Raw genomic sequence first — 16769 nt, forward strand, 5'->3', positions numbered from 1 at the left:
TTCCAAGCGTATTGTATCAGAAAATCCATATGACTGCGAATTCGATTTGCCCTCCTGTTTTAATACAGGTAGGATAAAGATGTAAGCAGTTTCAAAGGGGGAATTAGAATGCATCATCTCTTGATCGTTGGTGCGGGGCGCGGTGGAACAGAAGTATTACATGCTTTTCAACGTTCGCCTTTGTTGACGGTAATCGGGGTCGTCGATCCAGACGAACACGCGATTGGCGTTCAACTCGCAAAACGGGGACATATCCGGGTGGAAAAAACATGGACGGCTTTTCAAGGCACGGCCATTGACTTTATTATTGATGCGACCGGAGAACACGGTGTGCTCGAGCAATTGATTCATTATTTTCCGGAAGCCGCGGTTTTACCGGGAGAGTTTGTCCGTGTGTTACTCGAGCGTTTGGCAGAAAAAGAGCGGATGCTCGAAGCTATCATTCACTGTACGAGTGAAGCGATTTCAGTAGCCAATCAGGCGGGGGAAACGATGCTGATCAATCCTGCGTATACCCGGATGACCGGATATACAGAGGGAGACGTCATCGGTAAGCCGGCAAGCGCAGATATCGGGATGCAGGAATCGGTCCATTTACGGGTGCTCGAAACAGGCGAAAGTGTTCGGGATGCCCGGATGAAGATTGGTCAAGACAGACGGGATATCATTGTCAATGCCGCACCGGTCGTCGTGGATGGTCAAGTACGAGGATCAGTCGGTGTCATTCGCGATATCTCGGAAATGAAAGCGTTAACAAAAGAATTGAAGGCGGCCAAACAAAAAATCCGGACACTGGAGGCGAAATACACGTTTGATGACATCATTGCCGAAAGTGAGTCAATGCGTTTTGTCGTCGATCAGGCGAAGCTTGCCGCGACGATGCCGGTCAATGTCTTGATCCGGGGAGAGTCCGGTACCGGGAAGGAATTGTTTGCCCATGCGATTCATGCGGCAAGCGATCGCCGATACGAACAATTCGTCCGGGTCAACTGTGCAGCGATTGCGCCGAGCCTACTTGAAAGTGAATTGTTTGGTTATGAAGAAGGCGCCTTTTCCGGCGCCCGCCGTGGCGGAAAAAGAGGCTATTTTGAAGAGGCGCATGGCGGCTCCTTGTTTTTAGATGAGATTGGTGAACTGCCGCTTGATGTCCAAGCCAAATTATTACGGGTACTGCAAGAAAATGAAGTCGTTCGCGTCGGTGGAGCCAAAGCGGTTCCGGTCGATGTCCGAATCATTGCCGCGACAAATGCCAATCTTGAACAGAAAATCATCACCGGGGAGTTCCGGGAAGATTTGTATTACCGGATCAACCGGCTGCCGATCCATATTCCTGCTCTTCGCGAACGACCGGATGATCTTGCTCCGCTGTCGACACATCTGTTGCGTAAATTGAACCAAAGTTACGGCCGGTCCGTCGAACGTGTTTCTGAAGATGCATTGGAAGCGATCCGAAAACAGACGTGGAAAGGAAACGTCCGGGAACTCGAAAATGTCATCGGACGCGCGTTGATTTTTACGGATAAAACGGAACAGGTTTTACGCAAAGGCCACCTGCAACTCGTTTCCCCGACACCGTCTAAACGGTCGGAACGTCCAAAAAAAGAAATCAAGCATCTGTCGGATGAGATGTCCTACGTCGAAGAACAATTGATTCGGGAAGCACTTGATGTCGTAAATGGAAATAAGACCGAAGCTGCCAAACAGTTAGGCATCTCTTTACGGGCACTCTATTACAAAGTGGAACGGTTTAACATCCAATGTTGATTTGCAAAATGTTGCGTGCAATATATTGCAAATAAATGCAATTCCATGCAAAAATAAAGACGAAGATGTTGGTATACCGTCGGTTTAGAGTTGGCATGGAAATTGCTATTAAATAAAGAGAACGACAGGTAAGGGGGGAAATGGCTTGAGGTTTGAACAAATGGTTCAACAAGCAGCAGGTCTTGAAGATGCAGTCGTTGCGATTGCATCCGCTGATGATGAAGAGGTAATGGATGCAGTGTCGTTGGCGATTGAGAATGATTTAGCCCGTTTTCATTTGTTCGGGGATGCGACACGTATTCAAAAAATGATTCATGATCGACAGTTGAGCGAATCACAGTTCGTCATCACGCATACGGCTACGGCACAAGAAGCAGCAGAGCGTGCCGCCTATGCCGTCCGCAAAGGGGACGCGGATGTCTTGATGAAAGGACTCGTTCCGACAGCGACGTTCATGAAAGCTGTCTTGAACAAGGAGACGGGCTTACGATCAGGAAAAGTGTTGTCTCATGTCGCTTTGTTTGAAGTACCGGGACGGGAGACCGCCATTGGATTGACGGATGCTGCGATTCATATCGCTCCGACGCTGGAGGATAAAGTCCACATCATTGAAAACGGTGTGACCGCACTTCGAGCCGTCGGATATTCCTTGCCGAAAGTGGCAGTACTTGCTGCTGTCGAGGTCGTCAATCCGACGATGCCGGCGACGATTGATGCCGCCTTACTGACACAAATGAATCGACGCGGACAAATCAAGGATTGCCTTGTTGACGGTCCGCTTGCTCTAGATAACGCCGTCAATTTAGAAGCGGCGAAACAAAAGGGACTGACAGGAGACGTTGCGGGGGCAGCGGATCTACTCGTCGTGCCACAAATCGAGGTCGGAAACGTAATTTATAAATCCCTGATGTACTTTGCTCAGGCATCGGTTGCAGCGATTTTAGTCGGGGCTAAAGCACCTGTCGTCTTAACAAGTCGAGCCGACACGGCGGAAGCGAAACTCTATTCATTAGCCTTTGCTTTACTTAATGCGCAACCTACCAAAAAAATCAAACAAACAATCTAAGGGGGAACTAACAATGGTTGAAACAAACGTAGAAGCACGATTCAGTATTTTCGAAACGATGGCAATGGAAGATTACGAACAAGTCGTATTTTGTCACGATAAAGTCTCAGGATTAAAGGCGATTATCGCGATTCATGATACGACACTCGGACCAGCACTCGGCGGACTCCGTATGTGGAACTATGCGTCTGACGAGGAAGCATTGATCGACGCGCTTCGTTTGGCAAAAGGCATGACGTATAAAAATGCGGCAGCCGGTCTGAACCTTGGCGGCGGGAAAGCGGTCATCATCGGTGATGCGAAAACGCAAAAATCAGAAGCTCTGTTCCGTGCATTCGGTCGTTACGTACAGTCGTTAAACGGACGTTACATCACTGCGGAAGACGTCAACACAACAGTCGCCGACATGGATTATATCCACATGGAAACAGATTTCGTAACCGGTGTCAGCCCGGCATTCGGATCAAGCGGCAATCCGTCACCAGTCACGGCTTATGGCGTTTACCGCGGGATGAAGGCAGCCGCTAAAGAAGTATACGGCACAGATTCACTCGGAGGAAAAACAGTTGCGATTCAAGGTGTTGGTAACGTTGCTTTCAACCTATGCCGTCACTTGCATGAAGAAGGCGCAAAATTGATTGTCACAGACATCAATCAAGATGCATTACGCCGTGCAGAAGAAGCGTTTGGCGCTCTCGTCGTCGGACCGGATGAAATTTACAGCGTCGATGCCGATATCTTTGCGCCGTGTGCCTTAGGTGCGACATTGAACGATGAGACTATTCCACAACTGAAAGTGAAAATCATTGCCGGAGCAGCAAACAACCAACTCAAAGAAGATCGTCATGGAGATATGCTCCAGGAACGCGGTATTTTATATACACCGGACTTCGTCATCAACGCAGGAGGTGTCATCAATGTGGCCGACGAACTCGACGGGTACAACCGTGAGCGGGCGATGAAAAAAGTCGAACTCGTCTATGATGCGGTAGCAAAAGTCATCGAAATTGCCAAACGTGACCATCTGCCGACTTACCGGGCAGCAGAGAAGATGGCAGAAGAACGGATCGCGACAATGGGCAGTGCCCGCAGCCAGTTCTTACGCCGGGATAAAAACATTTTAGGATCACGCGGTTAATCAGAGGAGGATTTCAATGAGCGAACGTATTTTAACCATCAATCCGGGTTCAACCTCAACGAAAATCGGAATCTTTGATGGAACAGAGCAAGTGTTTACGAAAACGTTGCGCCATTCAGCTGAAGCGGTCGGAGGACCGCTTTCAGATCAGCTGAACATCAGACGCCAAGTCGTCCTCGATGTGCTGGCACAAGAACAGATTGATTTGAAAGCGCTTACGGCGATTGTTGGTCGCGGTGGTCTGCTTCGTCCGCTCGTCAGCGGGACATACCGCGTCAATCAGGAAATGCGTGAGGATTTACTGAACGGCACATTCGGAATTCATGCTTCGAATCTCGGTGGACTGCTTGCAGATGAGATTGGTCAAACGTTATCGATTCCGGCATTTATCGTTGATCCGGTCGTCGTCGATGAACTGGAGCCGATTGCCCGTCTTACAGGATTGCCTGAACTCGAACGGAAAAGTATTTTCCATGCCTTAAATCAAAAGGCAGTCGCGAAACGGTATGCGAAAGAAAATGGAATACCCTACGAGCAATTACGGCTGATTGTTGCCCATATGGGTGGCGGGATCACGGTCGGTGCCCATCTGAACGGACGCGTGATTGATGTCAACAATGGACTCGACGGAGAAGGGGCTTTTTCACCGGAACGAAGCGGATCCCTGCCTGTTGGTCAACTAGTAGAACTATGTTATAGTACCAAGTATAAACTCGAGGAAATGAAGCGTCTGGTCGTTGGGTCAGGCGGACTTGTCGCGCACTTAGGCACGTATGATGCGGTTGAAATCGAACGTCGGATTGACGACGGAGATGAAAAAGCCGCTCTACTGTATGAGGCGATGGCGTATCGAGTTGCAAAAGAAATCGCGGCCCAAAGTGCTGTTTTATACGGTCAAGTCGATGCTGTCATCTTAACGGGCGGTCTCGCATACAGTGACCGGTTGACGAAAGCGATTGAAGAACGGATTGCCCATATCGGATCTATCATCCGGATACCGGGAGAAGATGAGTTACGGGCGCTTGCAGAAGGCGTAATACGTGTACTGCGTCAAGAGGAACAAGTGAAGGAATATGGAGGCGAACTAACATGGCTAGAGAATTCGACGTCGTTGTCCTAGGTGGTGGACCCGGTGGATACGTCGCAGCGATCCGCGCTGCGCAAGCCGGGAAGACGGTAGCAATCGTAGAACAAGGAAAACTCGGGGGAACCTGTCTGCATCGTGGATGTATCCCATCCAAAGCATTTTTAAAGTCGGCTGCCGTCTATCAGACAGTAAAACACGCCGCTACATACGGCGTCGACGTACCGGAATCGTTTTTACGGTTCGAACAGGTCAAACAACGGAAACAGGACATCATTGATGGTCTCGAATCTGGTATCCAGCATCTGATGAAAAAAGGAAAAATCGAAGTCTTTCACGGCCGCGGTTCGATTCTCGGACCAAGCATCTTTTCACCGATGCCGGGAACGATTAGCGTCGAGCCGGAAGAAGGTGACGGCGAATTGATTTTACCGCGCCAATTGATTGTTGCGACCGGTTCACGACCGCGTCCGTTAAACGGTCTGGCGTTTGACTCCGAATATGTGCTCAGCTCGGATGAGGCACTCGACATGAACGCTTTACCAAAATCAATTGTCATCATCGGCGGCGGCGTCATCGGAATCGAATGGGCGTCGATGTTGACGGACTTTGACGTCGAGGTTACAGTCGTTGAATTCAGCGACCGGATTTTACCGACGGAAGATCAAGCTGTCAGTCGGGAAGTGGCCCGTCAGCTCAAAAAACGCGGTGTCAAAATCATGACGAGTGCAGCGGCACAAAGCGACAGCTTTCAGCTAACCGATTCCGGCGTGACGATTGATGTCGACCGTAACGGTGACAAGACGACGCTTGTGGCAGATAAGCTGTTGGTCGCAATCGGCCGGATGGCAAATGTCGAAGGAATCGGACTGGAAAATACGAACATCATCATCGAGAACGGATTCATCCAAGTCGATGATGAGTTCCGCACGAAGGACAATCATATCTTTGCGATTGGTGATGTCATCGGACGCCTGCAACTCGCACACGTCGCGTCAGCAGAAGGGGCAAAAGCGGTCGAAACGATTGTCAACGGTTCAACGACACCGCTGAACTATGCCTTTGTTCCGCGTTGTATTTACAGTGTGCCGGAAGCCGCCTCCGTCGGATTGACGGAAGCCGAAGCGAAGGCAGCAGGACTCGATGTCAAAACGGGGATGTTCTCGTTTAACGGTCTTGGAAAAGCACGGATTGAAGGGGAAGCAGCCGGATTCATTAAACTCGTTTCCGATGCCAAGACGGATGATCTGGTCGGCGTTCATATCGTTGGACCTAAAGCAACGGAATTAATCAGTGAAGGCGGTCTTGCGCTTGTGCTGAATGCAACGGCATGGGAAGTCGGACAGCTTGTCCATCCACACCCTGCACTTTCAGAAGCGTTCGGGGAAGCAGCACTGGCAGTCGACGGATTAGCGGTTCACGCCTAAGGAGGAAAAACAGATGGAAAAAATAGAATTTAAAGAACTCGTCGAACTGGGTTTGACGGAGCAGGACGCGATTCAAATGTTCGAAACGATGGTCCGCGCACGGAAAATCGACGAACGGATGTGGAAATTAAACCGGGCGGGTAAAATTCCATTTCTCGTTTCCTGTCAGGGGCAGGAAGCAGCACAAGTCGGTGCTGCCTTCGCGCTTGAAAAAGGAACAGACTATATCTTGCCGTACTACCGCGATCTCGGAGTTGTCCTGCATTTTGGACAGACGTCACGTGATATCATGTTGTCCGCTTTCGCAAAAGCGGAAGACCCGAACTCAGGTGGACGTCAAATGCCGGGTCATTACGGTTCACGTGCCCTGAACATCGTGACAGGATCAAGTCCGGTCACGACGCAAGTACCGCATGCGGTCGGGATTGCCCTTGCTGCGAAGATGCGTCGGGAACCGCTTGTCGCCTACGTTTCGTTTGGTGAAGGGTCGTCGAACCAAGGAGACTTCCATGAAGGAGCAAACTTTGCCGGCATTCACAAATTACCGGTCATTCTGTTCTGTGAAAACAATAAATATGCGATTTCGACACCACTCTCGAAACAATTATCGGCGAAACACGTTGCCGACCGGGCAATCGGATACGGGATGCCGGGTGTGACGATTGACGGCATCGATCCGCTTGCTGTCTACAAAGCGGTCAAAGAGGCGCGTGAACGCGGTCTGCGCGGTGAGGGTCCGACACTGATTGAAGTTGAAGTCGAACGTCTCGTACCGCATTCGTCCGATGATGATGATAAATCCTACCGTTCGGCAGAAGAACTGGCTGAACTGAAAACACGCGACGGTGTCAAACTGTTCCGTGAAAAACTGATTCAAATGGGTGTCCTGACAGAAGAAACGGCACAGGAACTCGAAACCAAACTCGAACAAGAAGTCGATGAAGCGACAGCGTATGCGGAAGCGGCAGCTTACGATGCACCGGAAAATGCACTCCGTTACGTGTACGATGAGGGGGAAACGAAATGACGACATTAAGTTTAATCGAAGCCATTAACAGTGCGATCAAAGAAGAGATGGAACGCGATGACTCCGTCTTCGTCCTCGGAGAAGACGTCGGCGTCCGCGGCGGTGTTTTCCGCGCGACACAAGGATTGCTGGAACAGTTCGGGGAAGAACGTGTCATCGACGCGCCACTCGCTGAGAGTGCGATTGCCGGAGTTGGAATCGGCGCAGCGATGTACGGAATGCGTCCAATTGCTGAAATGCAGTTTGCGGATTTCATCATGCCGGCCGTCAACCAAATCGTCAGTGAAGCGGCAAAAATCCGTTACCGTTCGAACAATGACTGGTCATGCCCGATCGTCATCCGTGCACCGTTCGGCGGCGGGATTCACGGTGCCCTTTACCATTCCCAATCCGTCGAAGCGATGTTCAATTCGACGCCGGGCTTAAAAATCGTCATTCCGTCTAATCCATATGATGCGAAAGGTTTGCTGAAAGCAGCCATCCGTTCAAACGATCCTGTCCTGTTCTTTGAACATAAACGCGGCTATCGTCTTCTCAAAGGTGAAGTGCCGGAAGGAGACTATACTGTTGAAATCGGTAAAGCCGATGTCAAACGGGAAGGTGAAGATTTAACGGTCATCACGTACGGTCTTTGTGTTCAGTTTGCCCTTGAAGCAGCGGCGCGTCTTGAGAAAGACGGCATCGATGTTCATATTCTTGATTTACGGACGGTTTATCCGATTGACCGGGAAGCGGTCGTCGCGGCAGCCCGGAAAACTGGAAAAGTCTTGCTCGTGACAGAGGACAACAAAGAAGGCAGTGTCATGAGTGAAGTATCCGCCATCATCGCAGAAGAAGCGTTGTTTGATCTCGATGCACCGATCGAGCGTCTCTGCGGTCCGGATGTACCGGCGATGCCATACGCTCCGACGATGGAGAAATTCTTTAACGTCTCGAGTGAAAAAATCGAGGACAAAATCCGGACGCTGCACGCGTACTAAGGAGGAAACGTCAATGAAAACCGAAACATTAACGATGCCACAGCTTGGTGAGAGTGTAACGGAAGGGACGATTTCCCTTTGGCTCGTCAAACCAGGTGATACGGTCAAAAAGTATGATCCGATTGCGGAAGTCATTACTGATAAAGTCACGGCAGAAGTACCGTCGTCGTTTGACGGCGTCATCGACAAACTGCTTGCTGAAGAAGGAGATACGCTGCAAGTCGGAGAAGCAATCGTAACCTTGCAAGTCAGCGGCGGATCGACAGAAGTCGCGGCAACGGAAGAAGCTGTTCCGGCGACTGAAGAAACGCCGGTCTCGAGTGATCAGTCGATGAAGAAACGTTATTCACCAGCCGTTTTGAAGTTGTCGGCTGAACACGGCATCGATTTGGAACAGGTTTCGGGGACGGGTGCCGGTGGCCGGATTACCCGGAAAGACTTGTTAAAAATTGTCGAAACCGGACAAATCAAGCAACCGGATACAGTCGAAGCACCGACGATTGAGTCGGTTCCGGCAGCAAAACCGGCTGAGCAACGGGAATCCGCGCAACCGTCACGTCCGCAAGCATCTAAATCAACTGCAAGCACGACAGAAGACGGAGACATTGAAATTCCGACAGCGGGTGTCCGCCAGGCAATCGCAACGAACATGGTCCGTTCTAAGCACGAAGCACCGCATGCCTGGTTAATGATTGAAGTTGACGTGACAAACTTGGTTGAAGCCCGGAACCGGCATAAAGACGCTTTCTTCAAACAAGAAGGCGTAAAATTGACATTCCTGCCGTTCTTTATGAAAGCCACGGTTGAAGGCCTAAAGAAACATCCGATCATGAACTCGACATGGGCGGGTGACAAGATCATTCAGAAAAAAGCGATCAACCTGTCACTGGCAGTCGCGACACAGGAAGCACTATTCGTACCGGTCGTCAAAAATGCCGACGAGCTCAGCATTAAAGGACTTGCCCGGTCGATTGATGATTTCGGTAAACGCGCGCAAGCCGGACGCCTGTCATCAAGCGAAATGCAGGGCGGAACGTTTACGGTCAACAATACCGGATCATTCGGATCGATTCAGTCAGCACCGATTCTGAACTTCCCGCAAGCCGCAATCTTATCCGTCGAATCGATCGTTAAACGTCCGGTCTGGGTCAACGGGATGTTCGCAGCACGCGATATGGTCAACCTCTGTATGTCGATTGACCACCGGGTGCTCGATGGACTCGTGGCCGGTCAATTCCTGCAGACAGTCAAACAGTCACTCGAATCAATTGACCCGAATCAACTGTCTTTATATTGATTCAGACAAATCTGTTGACAGAAAACGGTTTCCAACGTAACATAAAAAACAATTAAACAATACAGACGCAATGACGAAGAGAAGTAACCTATGAAACGATTCAAGAGAGCTGATGGGTGGTGCGAATCAGTATCGGGAAACAGGTGAATGGACTTCTGAGCATCAGACCGAACTTACAGTAGGCTCTGACGGGTACCTTCCGTTATCAGGGACGACGAATCAGGGTGACCGGTTCGTTCGAGGGGACTAGCACTAGTCAACGAAGGTGGTACCGCGGGTTTTCCCGTCCTTCATGTTTATCATGAATGGATGGGAAAACCCTTTTCGTATTCAATTGAATAAATAAATCGATGAATGAGTTAAGTAATCAGACAAATCGTTGTTTCAGAGAGCGGAAGAATGGTGGGACTTCCGTACAAGGATGTGTGATGAATGGTCTCATGAGAGCAGGACTGAACGGTAAGTAGGTCGTGACGGAAGCCCCCGTTATCTCAGGCTACGATGTCTCGTCAAGAAGCATCGGAAAGAGTGGGAACGTTTTTGTTCCAATTGTGAGGTGGCACCGCGAGTCTATCGTCCTCCATACGGCATTTGCTGTATGGAGGACTTTTTTTATATCAGGAGGCGAACAGGATGATCGAGACAGAACAATTGATAATCGAACAAATCGAAATGAACGGCGATGAGTTAACACCGATTTCGATCTTTTTACATCTGGAAGGAGACCGGAAATGTCTGCTTGAAAGTTCGGCGAGCGGCGGGAACGGTCGCTACTCGATCATCGGTGTTAATCCGGTTGAACTGCTTCGGGCGGAAGGCAGTCAAGTGACACGACATCATCTTCAGACGGAAGAAACCGTAACGATGACAGGAAATCCGGTCCAACTTCTGCAACAGTCTGTGACACGGGGAACAACGGATTTCGAGTTTCCATTTTTAAGCGGCGCAATCGGCTATGTCGGCTATGATGCGATTCGGGCCTATGAAAACATCGGACCTGTGCCGGACAGTGATCGGAATTTACCGGACGCACTGCTTGCGGTCTATGACGAAATCATTTTATACGATCATTTGGAACACCGCGTGCATTTGATTCATACGTCACTCGGCGGGCTGACCGACCGGCAGGAGATGGTACGGAAGCTGCATATCCGTAAAACGCAGCTCGAACAAACCGGTCAACAGACGCGGATCGAACGGCCGCTTGAAAATATCGTCTACCAACCGCAGATTGAGAAAGAAACGTTCATCTCGCTCGTCGAGCAGGCAAAACAGCATATTCGGCAGGGTGATGTCTTCCAACTGGTGCTGTCACAACGGTTAGACGCAACATTCGCCGGTGATCCGTTCCACTTTTACCGGAAGTTGCGGCAGGACAATCCGAGCCCGTACCTCTTTTACATTGATTTGGGAGAAGTCATCGTCCTCGGCGCATCCCCGGAAAGCCTGGTTCAAGTCAAAGGCCGTCATGTCACGACGAATCCGATTGCCGGGACACGCCCCCGCGGCAAAACAAAACAGGAAGACATACAACTGGCGGATGAGTTACTGAACGACGAAAAAGAGCAGGCTGAGCACCGGATGCTCGTTGACTTGGGTCGAAACGATCTCGGTCAAGTCTGTCAGATCGGCAGCATTCATGTTTCACGGCAAATGGAAATCGAACGCTTTAAAAATGTCATGCATCTCGTTTCCGTCGTCGAAGGGACACTGGCGGAAGGAAAGACAGGGGCAGACGCCTTGATTTCTTGTCTGCCGGCAGGTACGGTCTCCGGAGCTCCGAAAATTCGGGCGATGCAACTGATCAATCAATACGAGACAAAAAAGCGCGAAGTGTATGCCGGAGCCGTCGGATATTTTGATGTCAGCGGGAATCTTGATTTTGCGCTTGCGATCCGGACGATGGTCATCCAGCACGGAAAAGCGTATGTTCAGGCCGGAGCGGGTATAGTCTATGACTCTGATCCGACCTTGGAGTATGAAGAGACGTTGCACAAAGCGAAGTCACTACTGGAGGTTTGGAAATGATTGTACTGATTGATAACTATGATTCTTTTACCTATAACCTGTATCAATATGCGGCTGTCTACGATGACATCCAGGTCATCCGAAATGATGCGATTGAAGTGACTGCACTGGCTGACATGCATCCCGACGGTATCATCTTATCACCGGGTCCGGGAAATCCGGATGACGCCGGCATCTGTCTCGACGTGATTAAGACCTATTCCGGAAAAATCCCGATTCTCGGTGTCTGCCTCGGACATCAGGCGATCGGTCAAGCCTTTGGCGGACACGTCATTGAAGCGGATGAAATCCGGCACGGGAAAACCTCAACCATCAAACAAACCGGACGCCTGTTTACCGGTCTTCCGGAACGATTCGACGTCATGCGTTATCACTCGTTGATTGTCGACCGGACGACCTTACCCGAAGTACTTGAAGTAACGGCAACGACGGATGACGGCATAATCATGGCACTCGAACACCGTGACCATCCGACCTACGGGATTCAGTTTCACCCGGAATCGATCGGAACACCATTTGGACAAGAGATGATTCAACGATTTATCGAATTGACGAAGGAGTGACAGGAATGAAGGACGTATTAACAAAACTGGCAAACGCCAATCATCTTCGTTTTGAAGAAATGCAACAAGCGGCCCGTGAACTGTTTGCAGAAGACGTCACGGACAGCGAAATCGCAGCTTTTCTGATTGCCTTAAAAGCAAAAGGGGAAACAGCGGAAGAACTGGCCGGCCTCGCCTCAATCATGCGTGAAGTCGCTGTCGACATTCCGGTATCGGGAACAGATTTCATCGACAATTGCGGCACAGGCGGTGACGGATCCCAGTCCTTTAATATCAGCACGACAGCGGCGTTTGTCTTAGCCGGTGCCGGGGCGAAGGTTGCGAAACACGGCAACCGTAGTGTCTCCAGTAAAACAGGGAGCGCCGATGTGCTCGAAGCCCTTGGTGTCCCGCTTGATGTCTCAATGGAAGAAATTGCGACGTTACTTGAGACAAACGGGATTGCCTTTCTGTTCGCCCAACGGATGCATCCGCGTGTCAAACAAATCATGAAAGTCCGTCGTGATTTACGGATTCCAACGATTTTTAATCTGATTGGTCCGCTTACGAATCCGGTACCCCTTAAAACACAGTTGCTCGGTATTTACCGGGAAGATTTACTGGAGACGATGGCTTTGACATTGCATCGTCTCGGACGAAAACGTGCCATCGTCCTGCACGGCGCATGCGGCATGGATGAAGCTTCACTCGCCGGAACCAATCAATTGGTGTTGCTTGATCAAGGTGAATTGATCCGGTTCAGTCTGCATCCGGAAGAAGTCGGATTATCTGTCGCTCCGATTGAAGCCATCCGCGGCGGAACGGCAGCGGAAAATGCAGAAATTCTGTTACGGGTTCTGCGTGGAGAAGCGGGTCCATACCGGGATACGGTGTTACTCAATGCCGGAATCGCCCTGTTTGCCGAAGGACGGGTCGAAACGATCCGAGAAGGAATTGAACGATCGGCGGAAAGCATCGATTCCGGCCGGGCACTTGAAAAATTACAGTATTTACAACGGATGAAACAACAGGAGGCAATCGGATGAATATTTTAGACCGTATCATTGAAACGAAACGACAGGAAGTCGCCCGCTTGAAGATCGACGGTGTGGCACAAGCAGAGGCGCGACAACTCAACCAATCGATCCATCAATCACTCGGCGGAACCGATTTATCCGTCATTGCCGAAATCAAACGGGCGTCCCCGTCAAAAGGCGATATCTCATTAAACGCCGATCCGGTGGCACAGGCGAAACGATATGCCGAAAGCGGGGCGACGGTCATTTCCGTTCTGACCGACCAGACCTATTTTAAAGGAAGCATGGAAGATTTGGCGGCTGTCACGAAAGCAGTCGACGTCCCGGTCCTGTGCAAGGATTTTATGATTGACCGGATTCAGATTGATTTGGCAAAAGCGCATGGTGCGAGTTTGATTTTATTGATTGTTGCAGCGCTTGATGACGAGACGTTAGACGATTTATACGCGTATGCCTATGCGAGTGGTCTCGAAGTGTTGGTCGAAGTGCACGATGCAGTAGAACTCGAACGGGCAGAGCGGTTGCAGGCGAAAATCATCGGCATCAACAACCGGAATTTGAAAAAATTCGAAGTGAGTCTCGACACATCACTCGAACTGCTGAAGACGAAGTCACCGGGTGTCCGCTATATCAGTGAGAGCGGCATCAAGACCGTTGCAGAAGCACAGATGCTTCATGCAGCAGGAGCGGACGGGATTCTGATTGGAGAAACACTGATGCGGGCGGAGAATCCGGCAGATTTCATTGAAGCCGTCAACGGAGTCAAACATGACACGTATTAAATTCTGCGGGCTGAAGCGGGCGGAAGACGTCCGGTACGCTGTAAGACTGGCAGATTATATCGGATTCGTCTTTGCCCCGAGCAAACGTCAGGTCACAGTGACAGAAGCGGCACGGCTTCGGACAGAAATTCCAGAGACGGTTCAGGTCGTCGGCGTGTTCGTCTCGCCGACGAAACAGGAAGTCGAAGAAGCGGTCGAACAAGTCGGACTGGATTTCATTCAGCTTCATGGTCCGGTCGTGGACGAAATCTATCACGAAAAACAGGTGCCGGTCATTCAGGCACTCGCAGCCGGATCACAGGCTATGATTCATCCGGAAGCGGATTATGTCTTGTTTGATGCGCCGGAAGCCGGCAGCGGACAAACCTTCGATTGGACGACCGAGTTACAGATCGATCAACCGATGTTTGTCGCAGGCGGTCTGAATCCGGATAATGTCAAACAAGTAATCGACCGATACGAACCGTTTGCCGTCGATGTCTCGAGCGGAATCGAAACTGATGGTCAAAAAGATCAAACAAAAATGCAGGCATTTCATGATGCCGTAAAGGAGACTTTCTAATGACACGTTATTCACAACCGGACGCTTTAGGACAGTACGGGATTTATGGAGGACGTTATATCCCGGAAACGTTGATGCAGGCTGTTCTCGAACTTGAACAAGCCTATGCCGAAGTGAAGGAAGACCCGGCATTTCGTGAACGGATGAATGATTTGCTGGAAAACTACGTCGGCCGGCAAACTCCGCTTTATTATGCGGAACATTTGACGCGGACAATCGGCGGCGCCAAAATCTACCTGAAACGGGAAGACTTAAATCATACCGGAGCGCACAAAATCAACAATACGATCGGACAAGCCTTACTCGCTGAGCGGATGGGGAAACGTAAAATCGTCGCCGAGACCGGAGCGGGACAACACGGTGTCGCGACAGCAACCGTTTGTGCACTGCTTGATCTCGAATGTGTCATCTTCATGGGCGAAGAGGATATCCGCCGCCAGGAACTAAACGTCTTCCGAATGGAGTTGCTCGGCGCGAAAGTCGTGTCCGTCACCCAAGGAAGCCGGACGTTAAAAGATGCCGTCAATGAAGCATTGCGCTACTGGGTCAAACATGTCGACGATACGCATTACTTGATGGGCTCCGTTCTCGGACCACACCCGTTTCCGGAAATCGTCCGTGACTTCCAGGCAGTGATCGGACAAGAGACCCGGACACAAATCCTTGAAAAAGAAGGCAAGTTACCGGAAGCTATCGTCGCCTGCGTCGGCGGCGGCAGTAATGCAATCGGAATGTTCCACCCGTTTATCGATGATGAAGAGGTTGCCTTGTACGGAATCGAAGCAGCCGGTAGCGGACTCGAGACGGAGAAACACGCCGCGACGATGTCGAAAGGTGAAGTCGGAGTCTTACACGGCTCGATGATGTACCTGTTGCAGGATGAGCACGGTCAAGTGACGGAAGCACACTCGATTTCAGCGGGACTTGATTATCCGGGCGTCGGACCGGAACACAGCCTGTTAAAAGACATCGGCCGCGTCCAGTATGAAGCGGTGACAGATCAGCAGGCACTGGATGCCTTGCAACTGCTTTGCCAAAAAGAAGGCATCATTCCCGCACTCGAATCAGCTCATGCCGTTGCCCATGCAACGGAACTTGCGAGAGGGATGCAACCGGAAGAAGTCGTCGTCATCTGTCTCTCAGGACGCGGCGATAAGGATGTCATGACCGTCAGAAATGCCTTAAAGGGGGAAGCATGATGCGATTAGAACAAGCGATTCGCACAGTCAATGCACGTGGTGAAAAAGCCTTTATCCCGTATGTGATGGGAGGAGACGGAGGCATCGACCGTCTGCCGGATATTTTAGCGTTCCTCGAACGATCGGGTGCGACGGCAATTGAAGTCGGTGTCCCGTTTTCCGATCCAGTCTCCGATGGTCCGGTCATTCAGGAGGCAGGTTTGCGGGCACTGGCGGATAATATCAGTCTGAAGGATGTTCTCGAAGCAATCCGGATTGCCCGTCAGTCGACGAGCGTGCCGATTGTCGTCATGACGTACTTGAATCCGATTTTCCGCTTCGGCATTGATACTTTTTTATCGACCTGTCGTGAAGTCGGCGTCGACGGACTGATTATTCCTGATTTACCGCTCGAGCAAAGCGATCAGTTTTTTGCCGGACGCGATAAACAGGACATCGCACTCGTTCAACTGGTGTCTTTGACAAGTCCGATGGAACGGATTGAGAAACTGGCGGCGCACAGTGAAGGATTCCTCTATGCTGTGACCGTTAACGGAACGACCGGCGGACAGACTAACTTCGGGGATTCGCTCGAACAGCATTTGGCGAAAGTAGCACAGCTGAGTCCGGTGCCGGTTATGGCCGGTTTCGGAATCAGTACGCCGGAACATGTCCGTCAACTGAGTACAAGCGTTGCCGGTGTTATCGTCGGCAGCAAGATTGTCGAATTGTTGCAGCAGGGAGATGAAGCGGCAATCGAACAGTTGATGGCTGCCCGTCTGCCGGACGTGACCGTGTAAAGGAAAAGACGCAAAAAAAGGTGCCGGGATTTTAAATCCGGCACCTTTTTGCAGTAA

The 16769-nt window shown here is 50.6% G+C and carries 15 protein-coding genes and 2 other annotated features; all 15 genes read left to right on the forward strand.

Features of this window, described 5'->3' with window-relative positions:
* Positions 1–108: 108 nt before the first annotated feature.
* The 15 genes from N7U64_RS08945 (at position 109) to trpA (ending at position 16712) form a co-directional block, all read left to right on the forward strand.
* Entirely contained in the window at positions 109–1764 is a 1656-nt protein-coding gene (locus tag N7U64_RS08945; protein WP_318929451.1) for a sigma 54-interacting transcriptional regulator, read from the forward strand.
* A gap of 145 nt (positions 1765–1909) precedes the next feature.
* Positions 1910–2830 carry a phosphate butyryltransferase gene (yqiS, locus tag N7U64_RS08950; RefSeq protein WP_214766094.1) on the forward strand — a complete coding sequence of 307 codons (921 nt, stop codon included), beginning with the start codon at positions 1910–1912 and terminating at the stop codon, positions 2828–2830.
* Between the two features lie 13 nt (positions 2831–2843).
* A complete protein-coding gene (locus N7U64_RS08955) occupies positions 2844–3968 on the forward strand; it encodes a Leu/Phe/Val dehydrogenase (RefSeq protein ID WP_012369820.1) in 1125 nt (374 codons plus the stop codon).
* 16 nt (positions 3969–3984) lie between these two features.
* Positions 3985–5088: a butyrate kinase gene (gene buk / locus N7U64_RS08960; protein ID WP_012369821.1), complete on the forward strand. Its 1104-nt coding sequence runs from the start codon at positions 3985–3987 to the stop codon at positions 5086–5088.
* Positions 5058–6479 (forward strand): dihydrolipoyl dehydrogenase, encoded by a 1422-nt coding sequence (gene lpdA, locus N7U64_RS08965; RefSeq protein ID WP_318929454.1) that lies wholly within the window; start codon positions 5058–5060, stop codon positions 6477–6479. The genes buk and lpdA overlap by 31 nt, the downstream gene beginning before the upstream one ends.
* 13 nt (positions 6480–6492) lie before the next feature.
* On the forward strand, positions 6493–7506 hold the full coding sequence (locus tag N7U64_RS08970) for a thiamine pyrophosphate-dependent dehydrogenase E1 component subunit alpha (protein WP_318929455.1): 1014 nt from the start codon (positions 6493–6495) through the stop codon (positions 7504–7506).
* On the forward strand, positions 7503–8486 hold the full coding sequence (locus tag N7U64_RS08975) for an alpha-ketoacid dehydrogenase subunit beta (protein WP_290830208.1): 984 nt from the start codon (positions 7503–7505) through the stop codon (positions 8484–8486). Before N7U64_RS08970 ends, N7U64_RS08975 begins: the two co-directional genes overlap by 4 nt.
* A 13-nt stretch (positions 8487–8499) precedes the next feature.
* Positions 8500–9783, forward strand: a complete 1284-nt coding sequence (locus tag N7U64_RS08980; RefSeq protein WP_318929457.1) for a dihydrolipoamide acetyltransferase family protein — start codon at positions 8500–8502, stop codon at positions 9781–9783.
* A gap of 61 nt (positions 9784–9844) precedes the next feature.
* Positions 9845–10077: a binding site (T-box leader), on the forward strand.
* Positions 10078–10124: 47 nt separating this feature from the next.
* Positions 10125–10367 (forward strand) — a binding site (T-box leader).
* A gap of 49 nt (positions 10368–10416) precedes the next feature.
* A complete protein-coding gene (gene trpE / locus N7U64_RS08985; protein ID WP_318929459.1) occupies positions 10417–11811 on the forward strand; it encodes an anthranilate synthase component I in 1395 nt (464 codons plus the stop codon).
* Entirely contained in the window at positions 11808–12374 is a 567-nt protein-coding gene (locus N7U64_RS08990) for an aminodeoxychorismate/anthranilate synthase component II (protein WP_318929462.1), read from the forward strand. The genes trpE and N7U64_RS08990 overlap by 4 nt, the downstream gene beginning before the upstream one ends.
* Positions 12375–12379: 5 nt before the next feature.
* Entirely contained in the window at positions 12380–13399 is a 1020-nt protein-coding gene (gene trpD / locus N7U64_RS08995; protein WP_318929464.1) for an anthranilate phosphoribosyltransferase, read from the forward strand.
* On the forward strand, positions 13396–14172 hold the full coding sequence (gene trpC, locus N7U64_RS09000; RefSeq protein ID WP_318929465.1) for an indole-3-glycerol phosphate synthase TrpC: 777 nt from the start codon (positions 13396–13398) through the stop codon (positions 14170–14172). The genes trpD and trpC overlap by 4 nt, the downstream gene beginning before the upstream one ends.
* Complete coding sequence (locus tag N7U64_RS09005; RefSeq protein WP_318929467.1) at positions 14159–14734, forward strand: phosphoribosylanthranilate isomerase; 576 nt, start codon at positions 14159–14161, stop codon at positions 14732–14734. Before trpC ends, N7U64_RS09005 begins: the two co-directional genes overlap by 14 nt.
* On the forward strand, positions 14734–15933 hold the full coding sequence (gene trpB / locus N7U64_RS09010; protein ID WP_214766078.1) for a tryptophan synthase subunit beta: 1200 nt from the start codon (positions 14734–14736) through the stop codon (positions 15931–15933). The genes N7U64_RS09005 and trpB overlap by 1 nt, the downstream gene beginning before the upstream one ends.
* Complete coding sequence (gene trpA, locus N7U64_RS09015; RefSeq protein WP_318929469.1) at positions 15933–16712, forward strand: tryptophan synthase subunit alpha; 780 nt, start codon at positions 15933–15935, stop codon at positions 16710–16712. Before trpB ends, trpA begins: the two co-directional genes overlap by 1 nt.
* Positions 16713–16769: the final 57 nt, after the last annotated feature.

The organism is Exiguobacterium sp. K1 (assembly GCF_033721435.1).
In the GTDB taxonomy this organism is placed as follows: Bacteria; Bacillota; Bacilli; order Exiguobacteriales; family Exiguobacteriaceae; genus Exiguobacterium_A; species Exiguobacterium_A artemiae.

Bases quoted from the DNA above. Each gene is read 5' to 3' on its own strand.
- N7U64_RS08970 (WP_318929455.1), top strand. From the start codon at position 6,493: ATGGAAAAAATAGAATTTAAAGAACTCGTCGAACTGGGTTTGACGGAG.
- N7U64_RS09005 (WP_318929467.1), top strand. From the start codon at position 14,159: ATGACACGTATTAAATTCTGCGGGCTGAAGCGGGCGGAAGACGTCCGG.
- lpdA (WP_318929454.1), top strand. From the start codon at position 5,058: ATGGCTAGAGAATTCGACGTCGTTGTCCTAGGTGGTGGACCCGGTGGA.
- trpD (WP_318929464.1), top strand. From the start codon at position 12,380: ATGAAGGACGTATTAACAAAACTGGCAAACGCCAATCATCTTCGTTTT.
- trpC (WP_318929465.1), top strand. From the start codon at position 13,396: ATGAATATTTTAGACCGTATCATTGAAACGAAACGACAGGAAGTCGCC.
- N7U64_RS08975 (WP_290830208.1), top strand. From the start codon at position 7,503: ATGACGACATTAAGTTTAATCGAAGCCATTAACAGTGCGATCAAAGAA.
- trpA (WP_318929469.1), top strand. From the start codon at position 15,933: ATGCGATTAGAACAAGCGATTCGCACAGTCAATGCACGTGGTGAAAAA.
- N7U64_RS08955 (WP_012369820.1), top strand. From the start codon at position 2,844: ATGGTTGAAACAAACGTAGAAGCACGATTCAGTATTTTCGAAACGATG.
- N7U64_RS08990 (WP_318929462.1), top strand. From the start codon at position 11,808: ATGATTGTACTGATTGATAACTATGATTCTTTTACCTATAACCTGTAT.
- buk (WP_012369821.1), top strand. From the start codon at position 3,985: ATGAGCGAACGTATTTTAACCATCAATCCGGGTTCAACCTCAACGAAA.
- trpE (WP_318929459.1), top strand. From the start codon at position 10,417: ATGATCGAGACAGAACAATTGATAATCGAACAAATCGAAATGAACGGC.
- N7U64_RS08945 (WP_318929451.1), top strand. From the start codon at position 109: ATGCATCATCTCTTGATCGTTGGTGCGGGGCGCGGTGGAACAGAAGTA.
- trpB (WP_214766078.1), top strand. From the start codon at position 14,734: ATGACACGTTATTCACAACCGGACGCTTTAGGACAGTACGGGATTTAT.
- N7U64_RS08980 (WP_318929457.1), top strand. From the start codon at position 8,500: ATGAAAACCGAAACATTAACGATGCCACAGCTTGGTGAGAGTGTAACG.